This is a genomic window from Devosia honganensis, assembly GCF_042648785.1.
Classification (GTDB): Bacteria; Pseudomonadota; Alphaproteobacteria; order Rhizobiales; family Devosiaceae; genus Devosia; species Devosia honganensis.
Genome location: NZ_JBHRYD010000001.1, coordinates 1,006,138 through 1,022,641, shown reverse-complemented (window position 1 = coordinate 1,022,641; position 16,504 = coordinate 1,006,138). Strand labels below are relative to the sequence as shown.

The following is a 16,504-nucleotide window of genomic DNA, read 5'->3' as shown; positions in this document are numbered from 1 at the left end:
CGTGAGCGAAAAGGAAACTTCATGTTCGAGAGCTTAAGCGACCGGCTTGGCAAGATATTCGACGGGCTTCGCGGACGCGGCGCGCTCAATGCGGCGGATGTCGACGCGGCCATGCGCGAAATCCGCAGGGCGCTGATCGAAGCCGACGTCTCCCTCGAAGTGGTCCGAGCCTTCGTCGAACAGGTGCGGGCCCGCGCCGTGGGCGCGGAGGTCACCCGCTCGGTGACGCCGGGCCAGCAGGTGGTCAAGATCGTCAATGACGAATTGGTCGCGGTGCTGGGTTCGGATGCGGTGGGCATCGACCTCAATGCGCCGGCGCCGGTCACGCTGCTGATGGTGGGCCTGCAGGGCTCGGGCAAGACCACCACCACCGCCAAGATCGCCAAGCGTCTCAAGGACAGGCAGCGCAAGAAGGTGCTGCTGGCCTCGCTCGACACGCGCCGTCCCGCCGCCATGGAGCAGTTGCGCGTGCTGGGCGAGCAGGTTGGGGTCGACACCCTGCCCATCGTCGCCACCGAAACTCCCCTCGAGATCGCCCGCCGCGCCGAGCGTGAAGGCCGTCTGGGCGGCTATGACGTCCTCATCCTCGACACGGCCGGCCGTACCCATATCGACGACGAGCTGATGGCCGAGACGGTCGCCATCAAGGATATCGCCAATCCCCACGAAATCCTGCTGGTGGTCGACGCGCTGACCGGCCAGGACGCCATCAATGTGGCCCGCAGCTTCGACGGTCGCCTGGATGTCACCGGCATCGTCATGACGCGAGTAGATGGTGACGGGCGGGGCGGTGCCGCGCTCTCCATGCGCGCCGCGACCGGCAAGCCGATCAAGCTGATCGGTGTGGGCGAGAAGATGGACGCGCTGGAGGATTTCCATCCGGCGCGCATCGCCGACCGTATCCTGGGCATGGGCGACATCGTCTCGCTGGTCGAAAAGGCCGCCGAGCACGTCTCGGCCGAAGACGCGGCCAAGATGGCCAAGAAGCTCAAGAAGGGCGCCTTCGATCTCGAGGACCTTCGCGCCCAGCTCACGCAGATGAAGAAGATGGGCGGCATGGGCGGGCTCATGGGCCTGCTGCCGGGAGCGGGCCAGCTCAAGAAGGCCATGGCCGGCGCCAATGTCGACGAGAAGGTTTTCGACCGCCAGATCGCCATCATCAATTCGATGACGCGGAAGGAACGCGCCAATCCGGACCTGCTCAATGCCTCGCGTCGCAAGCGCATCGCCGCCGGCGCCGGGGTGGAGGTCTCGGAGATCAACAAGCTCACCAAGCAGCATCGCCAGATGGCGGACATGATGAAAAAAGTGTCCAAGGGCGGCATGGGGTCGCTGGCCGGCATGTTCGGCGGCAAGATGGGCGGAATGCTGGGCGGCATGCCCGACCTGTCGAAAATGGACCCTGCCCAGCTTGAGCAGATGGCGCGCCAGGCCGGGATCGATCCCGCGCAGTTGAAGGGCCTGCCCTCGGCCGATCTGCCCGCCTCCCTGCCCGAAAAGCTTCCCGCCGATGTGGGAAGCCTGCTCAAATCCTCTGGTGGTCCGGCCCTGCCGGGCCTCGGGGGCACGCGTTTCCCAGGCCTGCCCGGCCTGGGCAAAAAGAAATAGTCACCAAACCGAACCAACCACAGGACTGAAAATGGCTCTCAAGCTTCGTCTCGCCCGCGCCGGCACCAAGAAGCGCCCCTTCTATCACATCGTCGTCGCGGATGCCCGCACCCCGCGTGATGGCCGCTTCATCGAAAAGCTGGGCACGTTCAACCCGCTCCTGGCCAAGGATGCCGAGAACCGCGTCGTGCTGAATGTCGAGCGCGCCCAGCACTGGCTCTCCACCGGCGCCCAGCCGACCGATCGGGTGCTGCGCTTCCTCGATGCGGCGGGCCTGGTCAAGCGCCCTGCCCGCAACAATCCCAAGAAGGGCGTGCCCGGCGACAAGGCGAAGGAGCGCGCCGAGGAGCGTGCCGCCAAGGAAGCGGCGGTGAACGAGGCTCCCGCGGCCGAAGAAGCCGTCGCCGAATAGGCCATTCGCCTTGCCGAACCGCACGAAGCCCCGGAGATCGCCTCCGGGGCTTTTGCTTTGGCGCCATCTGCGCGATTGACCCGGTCGCGGCAACCCTTTAGCCCTTGTAGCGCCGGAACAAAGGAGGAATATCATGGACTATCGCTATCTGGGGCGCTCGGGACTCAAGGTTTCCGTGCTGACCATGGGCACCATGACCTTCGGCGGCAGCGAGCGGATCGGTCATACCGACATGGCGGGGGCGGAGCGGCAGGTGGACCTGTGCCTCGATGCCGGCATCAATCTCTACGATACGGCCAATGTCTACAATGCCGGGATTTCCGAGGAGATTCTGGGCGAGGTTCTCGCTGCCAACGGGCGCCGGCAAAAGGCGCTGATCGCGACGAAGGTGCGCTTCAAGATGGGCGAGGGGCCAAATGAGATCGGCCTGTCGCGCCACCACATCATTGCCCAGGCGGAGGCCAGCCTGCGGCGGCTGCGGACCGATGTGATCGATCTTTACCAAGTGCATGAATGGGATGGGATGACCCCCGTCGAGGAGACGATGGAAGCGCTCGATACGCTCGTGCGGCAGGGCAAGGTCCGCTATATCGGCTGCTCCAACTATTCGGGCTGGCACATCATGAAGGCGCTTATGGCGGCCGAACGGCGGCAGGCTGAGCGCTTCGTTTCCCAGCAGATCCATTATTCGCTGCACAGCCGCGACGCCGAATATGAACTGGTGCCGATCTCGCAGGATCAGGGCCTGGGGATCCTGGTCTGGTCCCCGCTCGCGGGCGGGCTGCTCTCGGGTAAATACCGGCGCAGCGGCGGTCCGGACGTGGGCCGGCACGTGGGCGGCTTTCGCGAGCCGCCGGTCTATGACTGGGAAAAGCTCTACGATCTCATCGACGTGCTGGTCGGGATCGCCGAGGCGCGCAACGTCTCGGGTGCGCAGGTGGCCCTTGCCTGGCTCCTGGGCCGGCCGGGCGTCACCTCCGCGATCATCGGCGGGCGCAACGAGGCGCAGTTCTCCGACAATATCGCCGCCGCCAGTCTCAGGCTGAGCGAAGAGGAGCGAGCAAGCCTGGATGCGATCAGCCGGCCGCCCCTGCTTTACCCCTATTGGCATCAGTCCTTTACCGCGCAGGACCGGCTGAGTGCCGTCGATCTCGATCTGATCGGACCCTATGCGGAGGAATTCAGGCGTGGCTGAACTCGTCTTTCCGGCGCCGCCTCCGGTCCTGATCCCCGTCAAGGGCGGGAGCTTTTTTCCGGTGCGCCGCCTTTATTGCGTGGGGCGCAATTACGCAGACCACGCCCGGGAAATGGGGAATGATCCGCGTGACCCGCCCTTCTTTTTCGCCAAGCCCGCCGATGCCGTGACCATCGATGGCGGCCCCATTGCCTATCCGCCGTGCACGGACGACCTCCAGCATGAGATCGAGCTGGTGGTCGCCATCGGCGCCGATGGCAGCGATATCGGGGCGGGGGAGGCGCTTTCTCACATCTTCGGCTACGCCGCCGGGCTCGACATGACACGGCGCGACCTGCAGGCGGAGGCGAAAAAGGCCGGGCGGCCCTGGACCATGGCCAAGGGCTTCGATCAATCCGCCCCGATCGGCGTCATCGTCCGGGCCGGCGAGATCGGCCATCCCGAGCGCGGCGCCATCACGCTGGCGGTCAATGGCGGGGTAAGGCAACGGGGCGACCTGGCGGATCAGATCTGGAGCGTGCCCGAGACCATCGCTTTTCTCAGCCGCTTCGTTGCCCTCCGGGCGGGCGATCTCATCATGACCGGCACACCTTCCGGCGTCGGGGCGGTGCGGCGACGCGACGTGCTGGAGGGAGCGATCGAGGGCGTGGGGACGGTCTCGACGGTGATCGCCTGATGGCGCCGGTCTGGTCGGCGCAGCAGGATGCGGCCCTGGTAGCGGTGTCCAGATGGCTCAAGGATCGCAACGGGCCACAGGTCTTTCGCCTCTTCGGCTGGGCCGGGACCGGCAAGTCGACCCTGGCCGTGCATCTAGCGCAGGATATGCGCAATGTCCGCTATGCGGCCTTCACCGGCAAGGCGGCGATGGTGATGCGCAAGCGCGGCTGCAAGGGCGCCCAGACCATTCACAGCCTCATCTATACGCTGGTCAGCGAGAAGGAGGGCGAGCCGCGCTTCGTGCTCGATCCGGAAAGCCCTGCCGCCGATGCGGACCTGATCGTCATCGACGAGGTGTCGATGGTGGACGAGCAATTGGGCGCGGACCTCCTCTCCTTCGGGGTGAAGGTGCTGGTGCTGGGCGATCCGTTCCAATTGCCGCCGGTGCAGGGCGCGGGGTTCTTCATCAATGAAGAGCCCGACATCATGCTGACCGAAATCCACCGTCAGGCGGCGGATAACCCCATCATCCAATTGTCCATGGCGGTGCGCGAGGGCGGCGTTCTCGAGCATGGGCGCTATGGGGAGAGCCTGGTGGTCGGGCGCAACGCGGTGGACCGGGACGCGGTGCTGGAGGCCGATCAGGTGCTGGTGGGCCGCAACAAGACGCGCCTCACCTATAATGATCGCATGCGTGAACTGAAGGGTCTGCCCTTCCACGAGCCGGTGGTGGGGGACCGCATGGTGTGCTTGCGGAACAATCCGCGCAAACGCCTGCTCAACGGGCAGATCTGGATCGTCACCGACGTGACGCGCCGCTCCAACGGCAAATATTCGCTGCTGCTGGCCGACGACGAGGGCAAGGGCGAAACCCGCGTCCTCACCCACAAGGCGTTCCTCTCGGGCGAGGAAGACGCGATGAGCTGGCCCGAACGGCGGCAATTCGACGAATTCACCTTCGGTTACTGCCTCACCGTCCATAAGGCGCAGGGTAGCCAGTGGGACAATGTCTATCTGTTCGATGAAAGCTTCGTGTTTCGCGAAGAGCGGGCACGCTGGCTCTATACCGGGATCACCCGGGCGGCGGAACGGATCACCGTCGTGAGCTGAGGCCGGCCTATCACTTCGGCTTTGGCACGGATCATCATCCGGCCACGCAATTTCCCGAGGGGAACAAAGTTCAGACAAACTTGGCCCCGCCAATGAATATCGGCCAGCCGACGCAGGGCACGGCCGGGCCGATCCGGCCAGGAACGCTTGCAACGATCCGGTCGATACCCCATCCTGAAAGTCGAGTTACGCCTCGTTGACGCGGAGCCGCACATGCAGCCTTACACCCCACTGGTCTTGACCATCGTTACAGGTCTGGCGCTGGCCTATCTTTTCGGCCTGGCGGCAAGGCAGCTCAGAATACCGGCGCTGGTGGGCTATCTGGTCGCCGGCATCCTGGTCGGGCCGCTCCTTGCCGGCAATGCCGCCGGCCCGGAACTGGGCGGGCTGCTGGCGGAATTGGGGCTGATCCTGCTGATGTTCGGCGTGGGCCTGCAGTTCTCGCTCCGCGATCTGCTGGACGTTCGCATTCCGGCGCTGGCCGGCGCCGTGGTGCAGATCGGCTGCGCGACCGCGCTGGGGTTCGGGCTGGGACTGTTGCTGGGCTGGGACGTGGGGGCGGCGCTGCTTTTCGGGCTGGCCCTGTCGGGAGCCTCCAGCGTCGTGGTGCACAAGGCACTGGAGAACCGGCACCTGCTCGATACCGAAGGAGGCAGGCTCGCCAGGGGCTGGCTGAGCGTCGGCAATTTCGTTCTGGTGCTGGTCGTGGTGCTGATGCCCCTGCTGGCCCGTCTCGATGGCACCGCGACGGATCTCTATGATCCCTTCGCCTCCTTTATCGAGAGGATGACTTCGGCCCGGCTCGATCTGTGGGGTGGTCTCGTCCTCGCCGTGGTGAAGCTGGCCGCCTTTGCCGGGTTCATGCTGGTGGTGGGGCGACGGGTCATCCCCTGGGCGCTCGGTATCACCGCCTTGGCAGGGAGCCGTGAACTGCTCCGGCTCGCAGTGCCGGCTATCGCCCTGGGCTTGGCGCTGGGATCGGCCGCGCTGTTCGGCGTGCCGCTGGCGCTCGGGGCCTTCCTTGCCGGCATGATGTTCGGCGAAAGCGATATGCCGCGCCGGGCCGCAAGAGACATGCTGCCCCTGCGCGAGGCCTTTGCCGTATTGTTCTTCCTCGGCCTGGGCATGGCGTTCGAACCCGGCGTTCTGGTCGAGAACGCCCTGCCGGTTTTGGGCGTTCTGCTCATCGTCCTTGTGGGCAAGGCGGTGGCGTCCCTGGTCGTTCTCATCCTTTTCCGCCGCCCGGTTCATCTGGCGCTGTCCCTGTCGGCCTCGCTGGCCCAGATCGGGGAATTTTCCTTCATCCTTGCCGGCGCGGGAGTGGCGCTCTCCCTCTTGCCGGCCGTCGGCCGCGATCTGGTGCTGGCCGGGATGGTCCTGTCCATCGCGCTCAATCCGGCTCTTTTCTGGATAGCCGGCCTGATCCGGCCGCGCGTCGAGGCCCGGGTGGGCCAGGACCATCGGACGAGCGAACCGATCGAGCCTTCCCTCGAGGCGGAGGAGGCGGAGGAGGCGATGGGCGCCGGCGACCTGGCGAAGCGGCCAGCCGGTCATATCGTTCTTGCGGGCTATGGCACGGTCGGCCGGATCGTGGCCGCCGGTATCAGGAATGACGGCGGCTCCCTGGTCCTGATCGAGGATTCCGAGGCGGAAGCGTCGGCAGCCCGTATGGAAGGCCTCGATGTGACCTTCGGCAATGCCGTGAGACCCGAGGTGCTCCGCCTCGCCGGCCTCCCCGAGGCGCGCATGCTCCTGCTCGCCGTTCCGGACGGCTTCGAGGCGGGCGCGGTCTGCGCCAGCGCCCGCAGGCTCAAGCCGGACCTGAAAATCATCGCCTGCGCCGCCTCGGACGAGGAAGAGGCCCTTCTTCGCCGCGTGGGCGCCGGCACGATCATCCGTGGCGAGCGGGAAGCGGGCAAGGCGATTCTGGCCGTCCTGCGGGATGCGGGCCATGGCGTTCCGGAAGCGGCAAAATTGCCGGAAGTCGACAATATTCTTGCCAGGGAAGCTGCGCCGCCGCCGGAAGCGGCGTCGCCGGCCGATCCGGAGCCGGTCAGCGAAGCGGAAGCCGTGGCCGAGGCGGTGCCGACCGAAGCGCCGGCCGAGATCGAGGTGCTCGAGGCCGAGGTGAAGCCGGATATGGAGGTGCCGGCGGAGCCCGATAGCGGGGCCCCGGCCGAACTGCCGCCGGCGACGCTCGAGCCCATCATTGAAAAATCGATGCCGGAGGAGGCACCGGCGGCGGTTGACGAGGTTGCCCCGGTTGCGGCAGAGGAGGACAGCGCCGAGCCGGAGCCGCCCGCTACAGAGGCCGTGGAGACCGGTCCGGAGGAGACGACCCCGAAAGCCGAGGACAATGACGTGCCGCCCGTGACGCCCGAACCCAGGACCTGAGGCGTACGCAGAGCAAGGGAAAAGCATGATCTCGCAAAAGGCCAAATATGCCCTCCGCGCGCTGATATCGCTGGCGCGGGCGGCGCCTGGAGAGAGCCGCATGATCGGGGAGATTTCGCGGGAGCAGGCGATCCCGAAAAAGTTTCTCGAGCAGATCCTGCTCGAATTGAAGCGCGCCGAACTGGTCACCAGCCGGCGCGGCCGGATGGGCGGCTATATCCTGCTCAAGGCACCCGAGGACATCACCTATGGAGCGGTGCTGCGGCTGATCGATGGCCCCATCGCGCCTTTGCCGTGCCTGTCCAAGATCGCCTATCGCCGATGCGCCGACTGCCAGGACGAGGCGAGCTGCGAAATCCGGCATGTGTTCGAGCGGGTGACGCTGGCTACCCGCGCCGTGCTGGATCGCACCAGCCTCGCCGATTCGCTCAATCTTGAGGACTTGCCGATAGACGAGCCGGCCTAGGCATCAGCCGAACACCACCGTCTTGCGGCCATTGAGCATCACGCGACTTTCCAGATGCAGCTTCACGGCGCGGGCGAGCACGCGGCTTTCGATGTCGCGGCCGGCGGCCACCAGGTCGTCGGGGCGCATGGCGTGGGTGACGCGGGCGGTTTCCTGTTCGATGATCGGGCCTTCGTCGAGGTCGGGCGTGACGTAATGGGCGGTGGCGCCGATGATCTTGACGCCGCGCTCATGGGCCTGGTGATAGGGCTTGGCGCCCTTGAAGCTGGGCAGGAAGGAATGGTGGATATTGATCACCTGCCCGAAAAGGCGGGTGGAGAGATTGTCCGACAGCACCTGCATGTAGCGCGCCAGCACCACGAGATCGGCGCCTGTCTGCTTGACGATCTCCAGCACCTGGGCCTCCTGGGCCGCCTTGGTTTCCTTGCTGATGGGCAGGTGGTGGAAGGCTATGCCGGCATCCTCGGCGATCTTGCGCGCATCCTCGTGGTTGGAAATGATCGCGGCCACTTCGGCATCGAGCCAGCCGACGCGGATCTGGTAGAGCAGGTGCAGCAGCGCATGGTCGAATTTCGAGACCATGATGACGATGCGCCTGGCCTCGCCCTGATCGGAGAGAGCGGTCTGCATCTGGAAGCGCGCCACGGGCGAGGTCAGCGCCTTCTCGATGGTCGCGCGGTCCACCTGCGGCGGCGCGGTGAACGCCAGCCGCATGAAGAAGCGGCCGGTTTCACGGTCCCAGAACTGATTGGATTCGGCGATATTGGCGCCCAAGGCCGCCAGTTCGGTGGTGACGGCGGCAACGATGCCCGGCTGGTCGATGCAGGAAAGGGTCAGGACGAAATTGGCCGCGGACACGGTTTGCCTCCAGGATTGGTTGCCTGCGGTATCAATGGCCGGAGGGCATCCGTCAAGTCTTGGGGGCGACAGGCCGGAAAGAGCGGCGCCGCTTCGTCTGACGGGACGAACAGAAAAGGGCCGCCCTTGCGGACGACCCTTTCCTGAGCTTATCGGCCTCGAGGGCCGGGAGGCGTGTGTTTGTCAGCCGAGATCACTCCCGACCATCACACGAAAACCCAGACCTTCCTCGAGAACCATAATCTCATAAGACACTGGACCACCTCCTTTCAGCTGTTGACAATGAAGGCAGTGTGCGCCGGTTTTAAAGGCCTGTCCAGTCACGAAAATTTATCGGGAGCCCGGACCTTCGCCATCGTCCGGCGATCCCGCTGCGGATCATCGCTTTTTTTCCGTCAGCCCCGCGCCTTTTTGGGGCGCGCCCGCAATTGCAATATGGTTGCAGCCAGCACGCCCAGCGCCACGATGCCGATGATGATGGTAGCCAGCGCATTGACGTCGGGGGAGACGCCGAGTCGGATCTTGGAAAAGATCACCATGGGCAGGGTCGAGGAGCCGGGGCCGGAAACGAAGCTGGCGATGACGAGGTCGTCGAGCGAGAGGGTGAAGCCCAGCAGCCAGCCCGAGACCAGCGCCGGCGCGATGATGGGCAGGGTGATGTCGAAAAAGGTGCGCACGGGGCTGGCGCCCAGGTCCATGGCGGCTTCCTCGAGGCTGCGGTCGAAATCGGAAAGGCGCGACTGCACCACCACGCAGACATAGGCGGTGCAGAAAGTGGCGTGGGCGATGACGATGGTGAGCATGCCGCGGCCCTGCGGCCAGCCCAGCAGGCCCTCCATGGCCACGAAGAGCAGCAGCAGCGACAGGCCGGTGATGACGTCGGGCATGACCAGCGGTGCCGAGACCATGCCGGCAAAGAGCGTGCGCCCCCGGAAGCGCCGGAAGCGCACCAGGGCCACGGCGGCGAGCGTGCCCAGCACCAGCGCGATGGTGGCGCTGAGGGCGGCGATCTGCAGGCTCAGCCAGGCGGCGCCGAGCAGTTGCGGATCGCTGAACAGGGCTGCGTACCATTTGGTCGAAAAGCCCGACCAGACGGTGACGAGACTCGATTCGTTGAACGAGAAGATGACCAGCGAGACGATGGGCGCATAAAGGAAGGAAAAGCCCAGGGCCGCCGCGATGGGGAGGAACCAGCCACGCGAGAACATCTTATTTCTCCACCACGGCGCCCTGCGCCTTCTGCAGCAGCATGATGGGCACGACCACCACGACCAGCATGGCCACGGCGACCGAAGCGGCACGGGGCCAGTTGGCGGCGCTGAAGAACTCGTCCCAGAGCACCCGGCCGATCATCAGGGTTTCCGGACCTCCCAGCAGCGAGGGGATGACGAATTCGCCGATGGCGGGGATGAAGACCAGCATGGAGCCGGCGACGATGCCCGGCAGGGAGAGCGGCAGGGTGACCGAAAGGAAGGTTCGCAGCGGCTTGGCCCCCAGATCCGCCGCTGCCTCGAACAGCGAGACGTCCAGCTTCACCAGCGTCGTGTAGAGCGGCAGGATCATGAAGGGGAGGTAGGTGTAGACGATGCCGACATAGACGGCGAAATCGGTCTGCATCATCACCAGCGGCTCGATGCCGAAAAGCCCGAGAAACTGGTTGATGACGCCATTGCCCCGCATGAAGCCGGACAGCGCATAGACGCGCAGCAGGAAGGAGGTGAAGAAGGGCAGCACCACCAGCATCAGCAGGACGTTGCGCCATTTCTCCGGCGCCCGGGCAATGGCATAGGCCATGGGATAGCCCACCAGCAGCGTGATGACGGTGGCGATGAAGGCGATGCGGATCGAGGACAGATAGGCCGCGATATAGAGATTGTCGGTGAACAGGCGGATATAGTTGGACAGGTGCAGGGTGAGCTGCACCGTGCCTTCCTCGGTGGTGGTGAGGAGCGGCGAATAGGGCGGGCGGCCGAACTGCTTGGTGGCGAGCGAGATGCCGAAGACCACGGCCAGCGGCACCAGAAAGAACACCAGCAGCCACGATACCGGCGCGATTAGCACCAGTACCCGGCCGGAAATGCCCACTCGGGCTAGGCCCCGCTCCACGGCATTCCAGGGCCGCAGGCGCCGGGGCGGGGGAATGGTGGGCTCGTGGGTCGTGGTCATGAGGCTTGTCCGCATATCTTGAAGCCGTCCGCCTCGCCCGTCCCGGCCCGCGGCCGATCCACTCTCTCGGCGATGGGGAGAGCAATAGAGGCGGGGGCGATGCCATTCTTCTCCCTCTCGGAGAGAAGGTGGCGCGCAGCGCCGGATGAAGGGGTCGCCGCCCCCCTCATACCGTCAGCACCGAGCCGGCATTGTCCTGCCAGGTCACATAGACTTTTTCGTCCCAGGTGATGGCGTCGGGATTGCCCCGCGCTGAATTGGTCTGGCTGACGCGGATGCGCTTGCCGCTTTCGAGCGCCACCTGATAGACCGAAATGTCGCCCAGATAGGCGATTTCCTCGACGATGCCCTTAACGATATTGGCGTTGTAGGGACTTTCCGGCCTTTCGCGGCTGAGCACCATTTTCTCGGGGCGAATGGCCCACCACAGGATCTGGTCGGGGGCGCAATCGACGCCGTGCCCGACATAGATGTCGCCGCCCAGCTCGGCGGATCGGATGCGGACATGGTCGGGTTCGTCCTCGGTGACGATGCCTTCCACCATGTTGACCGAGCCGATGAAGCCGGCAACGAAGCGGGAGTTAGGAAATTCATAGATGTCGGCGGGCTCGCCGATCATGGCGATCTCGCCCTGGTTCATGACGCCGATACGGGTCGCCAGCGTCATGGCCTCCTCCTGGTCGTGGGTGACGACGATGAAGGTGACGCCGAGCTGCTCCTGGATCTTGACCAGCTCGAACTGGGTTTCCTCGCGCAGCTTCTTGTCGAGCGCGCCCAGCGGCTCGTCGAGCAGCAGCAATTTGGGGCGCTTGGCGAGGGCCCTTGCCAGGGCCACGCGCTGGCGCTGTCCGCCCGAGAGCTGATGGGGCTTGCGCCTGCCATAGTCCTGGAGCTTGACCAGCGCCAGCAGCTCGTCGACGCGATCGCTGATCTCGGCGCGCGGCAGATGGTCGCGCTTGAGGCCATAGGCGATGTTCTGCTCGACGCTCATATGCGGAAACAGCGCATAGGACTGGAACATCATGTTGACGGGCCGGTTATAGGGCGGCACGTCGGTCATGTCCTGGCCGTCGATCTCGATCGTGCCCGAACTGGGTGTCTCAAAACCCGCCAGCATGCGCAACAGGGTGGATTTGCCCGACCCCGACCCGCCCAGAAGGCAGAACAGTTCGGATTTATAGATATCGAGCGAGACCTCGTGCACCGCCGAGACGTCGCCGAATTTCTTCGAGACGTTCTTGATGCGCACGAAGGGCTTGTAGCTGGCCGGATCGCGCCAGGGTCTGGTGTCGATGGCGAGTTGCGGCTTCTTGGCCATGGCGGACTCTGCATAGGTTGAGGGGCGGCTGCGCCGCCCCCTCTGGTGTTACTGGCCGGTCTTGATACGGGTCCAGGTGCGGGTCAGGATTTCTTCATATTCGGGCGAATGGGCCGCCATCACGAAGGCCTTGGCCAGCACGTCGGCGGGCGGGTAGATGCCCGGATTGGACCTGACCTCCTCGTCCACGAACTCCGTCGCCTTCAGGTTGGGGTTGGCGTAATAGACGTAATTGGTGATCGCCGCCACCACCTCGGGCTCGAGGATATAGTCGATGAACTTGTGGGCGTTGTCCTTGTGCGGGGCATCGGCCGGGATGGCGAGGAAATCGAACAGGGTCGCCGCGCCTTCCTTGGGAATGATATATTCGATCTCCACGCCCTGGCCGGCGGCTTCCGCAGCGTCCGCGGCGATGAAGACGTCACCGGAATAGCCCAGCGACAGGCAGATCTCGCCATTGCCCAGATCGTCGATATATTGCGAGGAATGGTAGTAGCGGATGTAGGGCTTGACCGAGTTGAGCAGTTCCTCGGCCTTGGCGAGGTCTTCGGGCGCCTCGGAATTGGGATCGAGGCCCAGATAGTGCAGGGCGATGCCGACCACTTCCGAAGGGCTGTCGAGCAGGGTGACACCGCAGGAAGCGAGTTTTTCCACCACTTCGGGCTTGAACAGCAGGTCCCAGCTATCGAGGTCGGCGTCTTCGCCCAGCGCTGCCCTGACCTTGGCGGCGTTGAAGCCGATGCCGATGGTGTTGATCATATAGGGCACGGCATGGGCATTGTCCGGATCGTGCCGTGTCGCCGCCTGCATGACGGTGGGATCGAGATTGTCCAGATTGGTCAGCTTGGACTTGTCGAGCGGGGCGATGAGGCCGAACTTGATCTGGCGCTCGACGAAGGCGCCCGAGGGCACGACGATGTCATAGCCCGAATTGCCGGCCAGCAGCTTGGCATCGACGATCTCGTTGCTGTCATAGACGTCGTAATTGACCTTAATACCGGTCGCTGCCTCGAAATTGGCGATGGTATCCTCGGCAATATAGTCAGACCAGTTGTAGACGTTGAGGACCGGCTCTTCCTGGGCGAAGGCCGGAGCGGCGGCGGCCAGAAGGGCGCCAAGGGCGATGGCGAGCGAGGTTTTCATTGGTCTTGAATCTCCTATCGGGGACCATGGTGGAGGCATTTTGGCGTCTTGCGGACGGCCGGTTCGGCGCGAAATGAACTGCGCCCCTCGCGGAACGAGCCGCGGCTCAGCGCCGGCCCCTCATCTTTGAGGGCCCGGAATGACTGGACGGGAGATATGGGGATCGGCCGGCAGAGCACGCGGCTGCGTGCCCGGGAAAAACGCTGCTATCTGCCCGGAGCCGGGAGCGTATCGAGGCGCGAAACGGGCGCCCTCAACAATGGACCTGGTCAGCGAAGTGCCCTTTCCCTCATCAGTGAGCGCAAATTACTGCCAAACTGCCGAGGCGACAAGGCATGGCGGGGCAGATTTTGTAGGGCTTGACCGGGGTGTTGCAGCGGCGCACAAGCGAGGCTGAAAAGCCGCCCCGGGCGGTATTGGCGTATTTTCGCGGAGCTGCACGAGCATGAACGCAAAGGCCTATCTTTCGGTTTCGAATGACGTCGAGGCAGCGCTGGCTGCGGGCCGGCCGGTGGTGGCGCTGGAGTCGACCATCATCACCCATGGCATGCCCTACCCGCAGAACCTGGCCATGGCGCGGGAAGTGGAAGAGGTGGTGCGCGCCAATGGGGCCGTGCCGGCGACGATCGCGGTGATGGACGGCCGGCTGCGCGTCGGCGTGTCGGGAGAGGATCTCGAGCGGCTGGCCCGGCAGGGGCATGAGGCGGCCAAGGCCAGCCGTCGGGACGTTGCGGCACTGCTCGCCACCGGCGTCATGGCCGGCACGACGGTCGCCACCACCATGCAGATCGCGGCTCTGGCCGGCATCAGGATCTTCGCCACGGGCGGGATCGGCGGGGTTCATCGCGGCGCCGAGGAAAGCTTCGATATCTCGGCCGACCTGGAAGAGCTGGGACGGACCCCGGTGGCGGTGGTCTGCGCTGGGGCCAAGTCAATCCTCGATATCGCCAAGACTCTGGAAGTGCTCGAAACCAACGGAGTGCCGGTCGTGGGCTTCGGCACCGACAAGTTTCCGGCCTTCTGGGCGCGGGCCAGCGAATATGGCGTCGATCACCGTTTCGACGATGCCGAGGCGGTCGCGCGCCTGCTCGACATCCAGGCCGAGCTCGGCATGGGGGGTGTTCTGATCGCCAATCCCATTCCCGAGGCCGATGCCTGGGAGACCGATGCCATCGAGGCCAAGATCGCCGAGGCCCTGGACGATGCCAGGGCGCGCGGTATCGGGGGCAAGGCGACGACGCCCTTCCTCTTGCAGCGCATTTTCGAATTGACCGAAGGCAAGTCGCTGGAATCGAACATCGCGCTGGTCAAGAACAACGCGCGGCTCGCCGCCGAAATCGCGGTGGCGCTGTCCGCTCTGTCGGCTGACCGCCGCGCATGAGCGCTCGGGCCCTCGTCGTCGGCGATGTGATGACCGACATCATCGTTCGGCCCGAAGGTCCGATCGTGCCCGGGTCGGACCGGCGCGCCTCCATCCGCCAGCGCCCGGGTGGCTCCGGCGCCAATCAGGCGGTATGGCTGGGGGCGGCGGGAGCCGACGTCACCTTCGCCGCCCGGGTCGGCGCGGGCGACCTCGAGGCTCACGCGGCCTATTTTCGCAGCATGGGGGTCAGCCCGGTGCTGGCCGGCGATGCCGATCTGCCCTCGGGCGTGCTGGTGACGATACTCGATCCCAATGGCGAGCGCAGCTTCCTCACCGACCGAGGCGCCAATCTCAACCTGTCTCCCCAGGATCTGCCCGACAGTCTGCTGGACGGGATCGGCCTGCTGATGGTCTCGGGCTACAGCTTTTTCGTCCGCGGGCCGCGGCTGGCGGTGCAGCGCCTGCTCGGCACGGCGCGGGAGCGGGGCGTCGCCATCGCCATCGATCCGGCCTCGATCGGATTTCTGGCGGAGGTGGGGCCGGCGCTGTTCCGGAAATGGGTATCCTCGGCCGATTGGCTGTTCGCCAATGAGGGCGAGGCCGAGCTGTTGGCCGGGGAAGCCGATTTTGACATGCAGATGCGCCAGCTCGGGCAGCAATTCACTCATGTGGTGATCAAACGCGGGCAGTTCGGTGCGGTTCTGGGCGGCAGGGACGGCATCGTGCACAGTCGGTCCGCACCGCTGGTCGAGGCAGTGGACACGACCGGCGCGGGCGATGCCTTCGCCGCCGGCTTCGTGGCGGCGCTGTTGCGCGGCGAGGGCCACGAAGCCTGCCTTGCCGCCGGGGTCGAGGGCGGGGCGCGGGCGGTGCAGTTCGTGGGCGGGCAGCCGCGCTGAACGCGGACGGAAGCGCCGGGGCCTCCGCCAGCCGGGGTCAGTGGTCCTCTTGGGCGTCGGCGATGCCGAGATGCCAATAGCCGGCGGCTTTCACCCATTCAGGGTGGAAGCCGCGGCTTTCGGTGAGATGGGCGCGCACCGCGCGGGCCATGTTCACTTCCCCGGCGATATAGCCATAGGCTTCGCCCGCCGGCAGGGTTGCGGCGGCGACGGCGTCCTGGAGCAGGGTGGTGGTGCCGGCAGGCGCGCCATTGCGGTGGACATAGGTGAGGCTGAGATCGGCCTCGGTGTCGAAGGCCTGTTCTTCCGCCGCATTCTCGACCTCGATGAAAGCCAGGACCCGGGCGCCCCGCGGCAGTTCCTCGATGCGGCGGCCGATGGCGGGCAGGGCGGTTTCGTCGCCCACCAGCAGATACCAGTCATAGGCCATGGGCACCACGACCGAGCCGCGCGGCCCCCCGATCACCAGGTTCTGGCCCGGCGCGGCGGCGGCGGCCCAGCCGGCGGCCGGTCCATCGCCGTGCAATACGAAGTCGAGATCGATCCAGCCCTCCTCGACGCTCCAATAGCGCGGCGTGTAATCGCGCATCTCGGGACGTTCGCCGGGGGCGAACTGGACGCCGTTGGGGCCTATGGGCGGCAGTTCGGGCGTCGTGCCGGGAGGGAAGAAGAAGGCCTTGATGTGGTCGGCGTGTCCCGGCGAGGCGAAGCCGGACAGATCCCCCTCGAGCCGGACACGGCGCATCAGCGGCGTGATGTCGGTGACGGCGGCGACTGTCAGCAGCCGCAATCGCGTCTCGTGGCGGACGCGTCGGGGGGCGCGGGGATCGATGATTTCGTTCATGGTAAAATCCTGAATTGGTTGGTCAGGAATTGCGTCCTGGCGGCCTGCTTGGCAAGTCCGGACCACGGCTC

15 protein-coding genes are annotated in these 16,504 nt (G+C 65.5%); 9 read left to right on the top strand and 6 right to left on the bottom strand.

The window, feature by feature from the left end; translation table 11 throughout:
* Nucleotides 1-21 precede the first annotated feature (21 nt).
* From ffh to ACFOOL_RS04835, 7 genes are all read left to right on the top strand, one after another.
* Nucleotides 22-1,608, top strand: a complete 1,587-nt coding sequence (ffh, locus tag ACFOOL_RS04865) for a signal recognition particle protein (RefSeq protein WP_380095392.1) — start codon at nt 22-24, stop codon at nt 1,606-1,608.
* Between the two features lie 31 nt (nt 1,609-1,639).
* Complete coding sequence (gene rpsP, locus ACFOOL_RS04860; protein ID WP_380095390.1) at nt 1,640-2,020, top strand: 30S ribosomal protein S16; 381 nt, start codon at nt 1,640-1,642, stop codon at nt 2,018-2,020.
* 133 nt (nt 2,021-2,153) lie between these two features.
* The gene (locus ACFOOL_RS04855) at nt 2,154-3,215 is read left to right on the top strand and encodes an aldo/keto reductase (protein WP_380095388.1); all 1,062 of its coding nucleotides are present in this window, start codon (nt 2,154-2,156) and stop codon (nt 3,213-3,215) included.
* Entirely contained in the window at nt 3,208-3,891 is a 684-nt protein-coding gene (locus ACFOOL_RS04850) for a fumarylacetoacetate hydrolase family protein (RefSeq protein ID WP_380095386.1), read from the top strand. The genes ACFOOL_RS04855 and ACFOOL_RS04850 overlap by 8 nt, the downstream gene beginning before the upstream one ends.
* A complete protein-coding gene (locus ACFOOL_RS04845; RefSeq protein WP_380095384.1) occupies nt 3,891-4,982 on the top strand; it encodes an ATP-dependent DNA helicase in 1,092 nt (363 codons plus the stop codon). Before ACFOOL_RS04850 ends, ACFOOL_RS04845 begins: the two co-directional genes overlap by 1 nt.
* Nucleotides 4,983-5,195: 213 nt before the next feature.
* Nucleotides 5,196-7,376: a cation:proton antiporter domain-containing protein gene (locus ACFOOL_RS04840; protein ID WP_380095382.1), complete on the top strand. Its 2,181-nt coding sequence runs from the start codon at nt 5,196-5,198 to the stop codon at nt 7,374-7,376.
* 25 nt (nt 7,377-7,401) lie between these two features.
* Nucleotides 7,402-7,842 (top strand): RrF2 family transcriptional regulator, encoded by a 441-nt coding sequence (locus ACFOOL_RS04835; protein ID WP_380095381.1) that lies wholly within the window; start codon nt 7,402-7,404, stop codon nt 7,840-7,842.
* Between the two features lie 3 nt (nt 7,843-7,845).
* Here ACFOOL_RS04835 and purU read toward each other — a convergent pair whose 3' ends face one another.
* The 5 genes from purU to ACFOOL_RS04810 form a co-directional block, all read right to left on the bottom strand.
* The gene (gene purU / locus ACFOOL_RS04830; protein ID WP_380095380.1) at nt 7,846-8,700 is read right to left on the bottom strand and encodes a formyltetrahydrofolate deformylase; all 855 of its coding nucleotides are present in this window, start codon (nt 8,698-8,700) and stop codon (nt 7,846-7,848) included.
* A 395-nt stretch (nt 8,701-9,095) separates the two neighbouring features.
* Nucleotides 9,096-9,908 (bottom strand): ABC transporter permease subunit, encoded by an 813-nt coding sequence (locus tag ACFOOL_RS04825; RefSeq protein WP_380095378.1) that lies wholly within the window; start codon nt 9,906-9,908, stop codon nt 9,096-9,098.
* Between the two features lies 1 nt (nt 9,909).
* On the bottom strand, nt 9,910-10,866 hold the full coding sequence (locus tag ACFOOL_RS04820) for an ABC transporter permease subunit (protein WP_380095376.1): 957 nt from the start codon (nt 10,864-10,866) through the stop codon (nt 9,910-9,912).
* 166 nt (nt 10,867-11,032) lie between these two features.
* Nucleotides 11,033-12,184 (bottom strand): ABC transporter ATP-binding protein, encoded by a 1,152-nt coding sequence (locus ACFOOL_RS04815; RefSeq protein WP_380095374.1) that lies wholly within the window; start codon nt 12,182-12,184, stop codon nt 11,033-11,035.
* Between the two features lie 48 nt (nt 12,185-12,232).
* Complete coding sequence (locus ACFOOL_RS04810; RefSeq protein ID WP_380095372.1) at nt 12,233-13,327, bottom strand: polyamine ABC transporter substrate-binding protein; 1,095 nt, start codon at nt 13,325-13,327, stop codon at nt 12,233-12,235.
* A 445-nt stretch (nt 13,328-13,772) separates the two neighbouring features.
* On the opposite strand from ACFOOL_RS04810, the gene ACFOOL_RS04805 reads away from it, so the two are divergent.
* Both ACFOOL_RS04805 and ACFOOL_RS04800 read left to right on the top strand, forming a co-directional pair.
* The gene (locus tag ACFOOL_RS04805; RefSeq protein ID WP_380095370.1) at nt 13,773-14,708 is read left to right on the top strand and encodes a pseudouridine-5'-phosphate glycosidase; all 936 of its coding nucleotides are present in this window, start codon (nt 13,773-13,775) and stop codon (nt 14,706-14,708) included.
* On the top strand, nt 14,705-15,589 hold the full coding sequence (locus ACFOOL_RS04800; protein WP_380095369.1) for a carbohydrate kinase family protein: 885 nt from the start codon (nt 14,705-14,707) through the stop codon (nt 15,587-15,589). The genes ACFOOL_RS04805 and ACFOOL_RS04800 overlap by 4 nt, the downstream gene beginning before the upstream one ends.
* A gap of 37 nt (nt 15,590-15,626) precedes the next feature.
* Here ACFOOL_RS04800 and ACFOOL_RS04795 read toward each other — a convergent pair whose 3' ends face one another.
* Nucleotides 15,627-16,433, bottom strand: coding sequence for a siderophore-interacting protein (locus ACFOOL_RS04795; protein ID WP_380095368.1), 807 nt, complete (start codon nt 16,431-16,433; stop codon nt 15,627-15,629).
* Between the last annotated feature and the right edge of the window lie 71 nt (nt 16,434-16,504).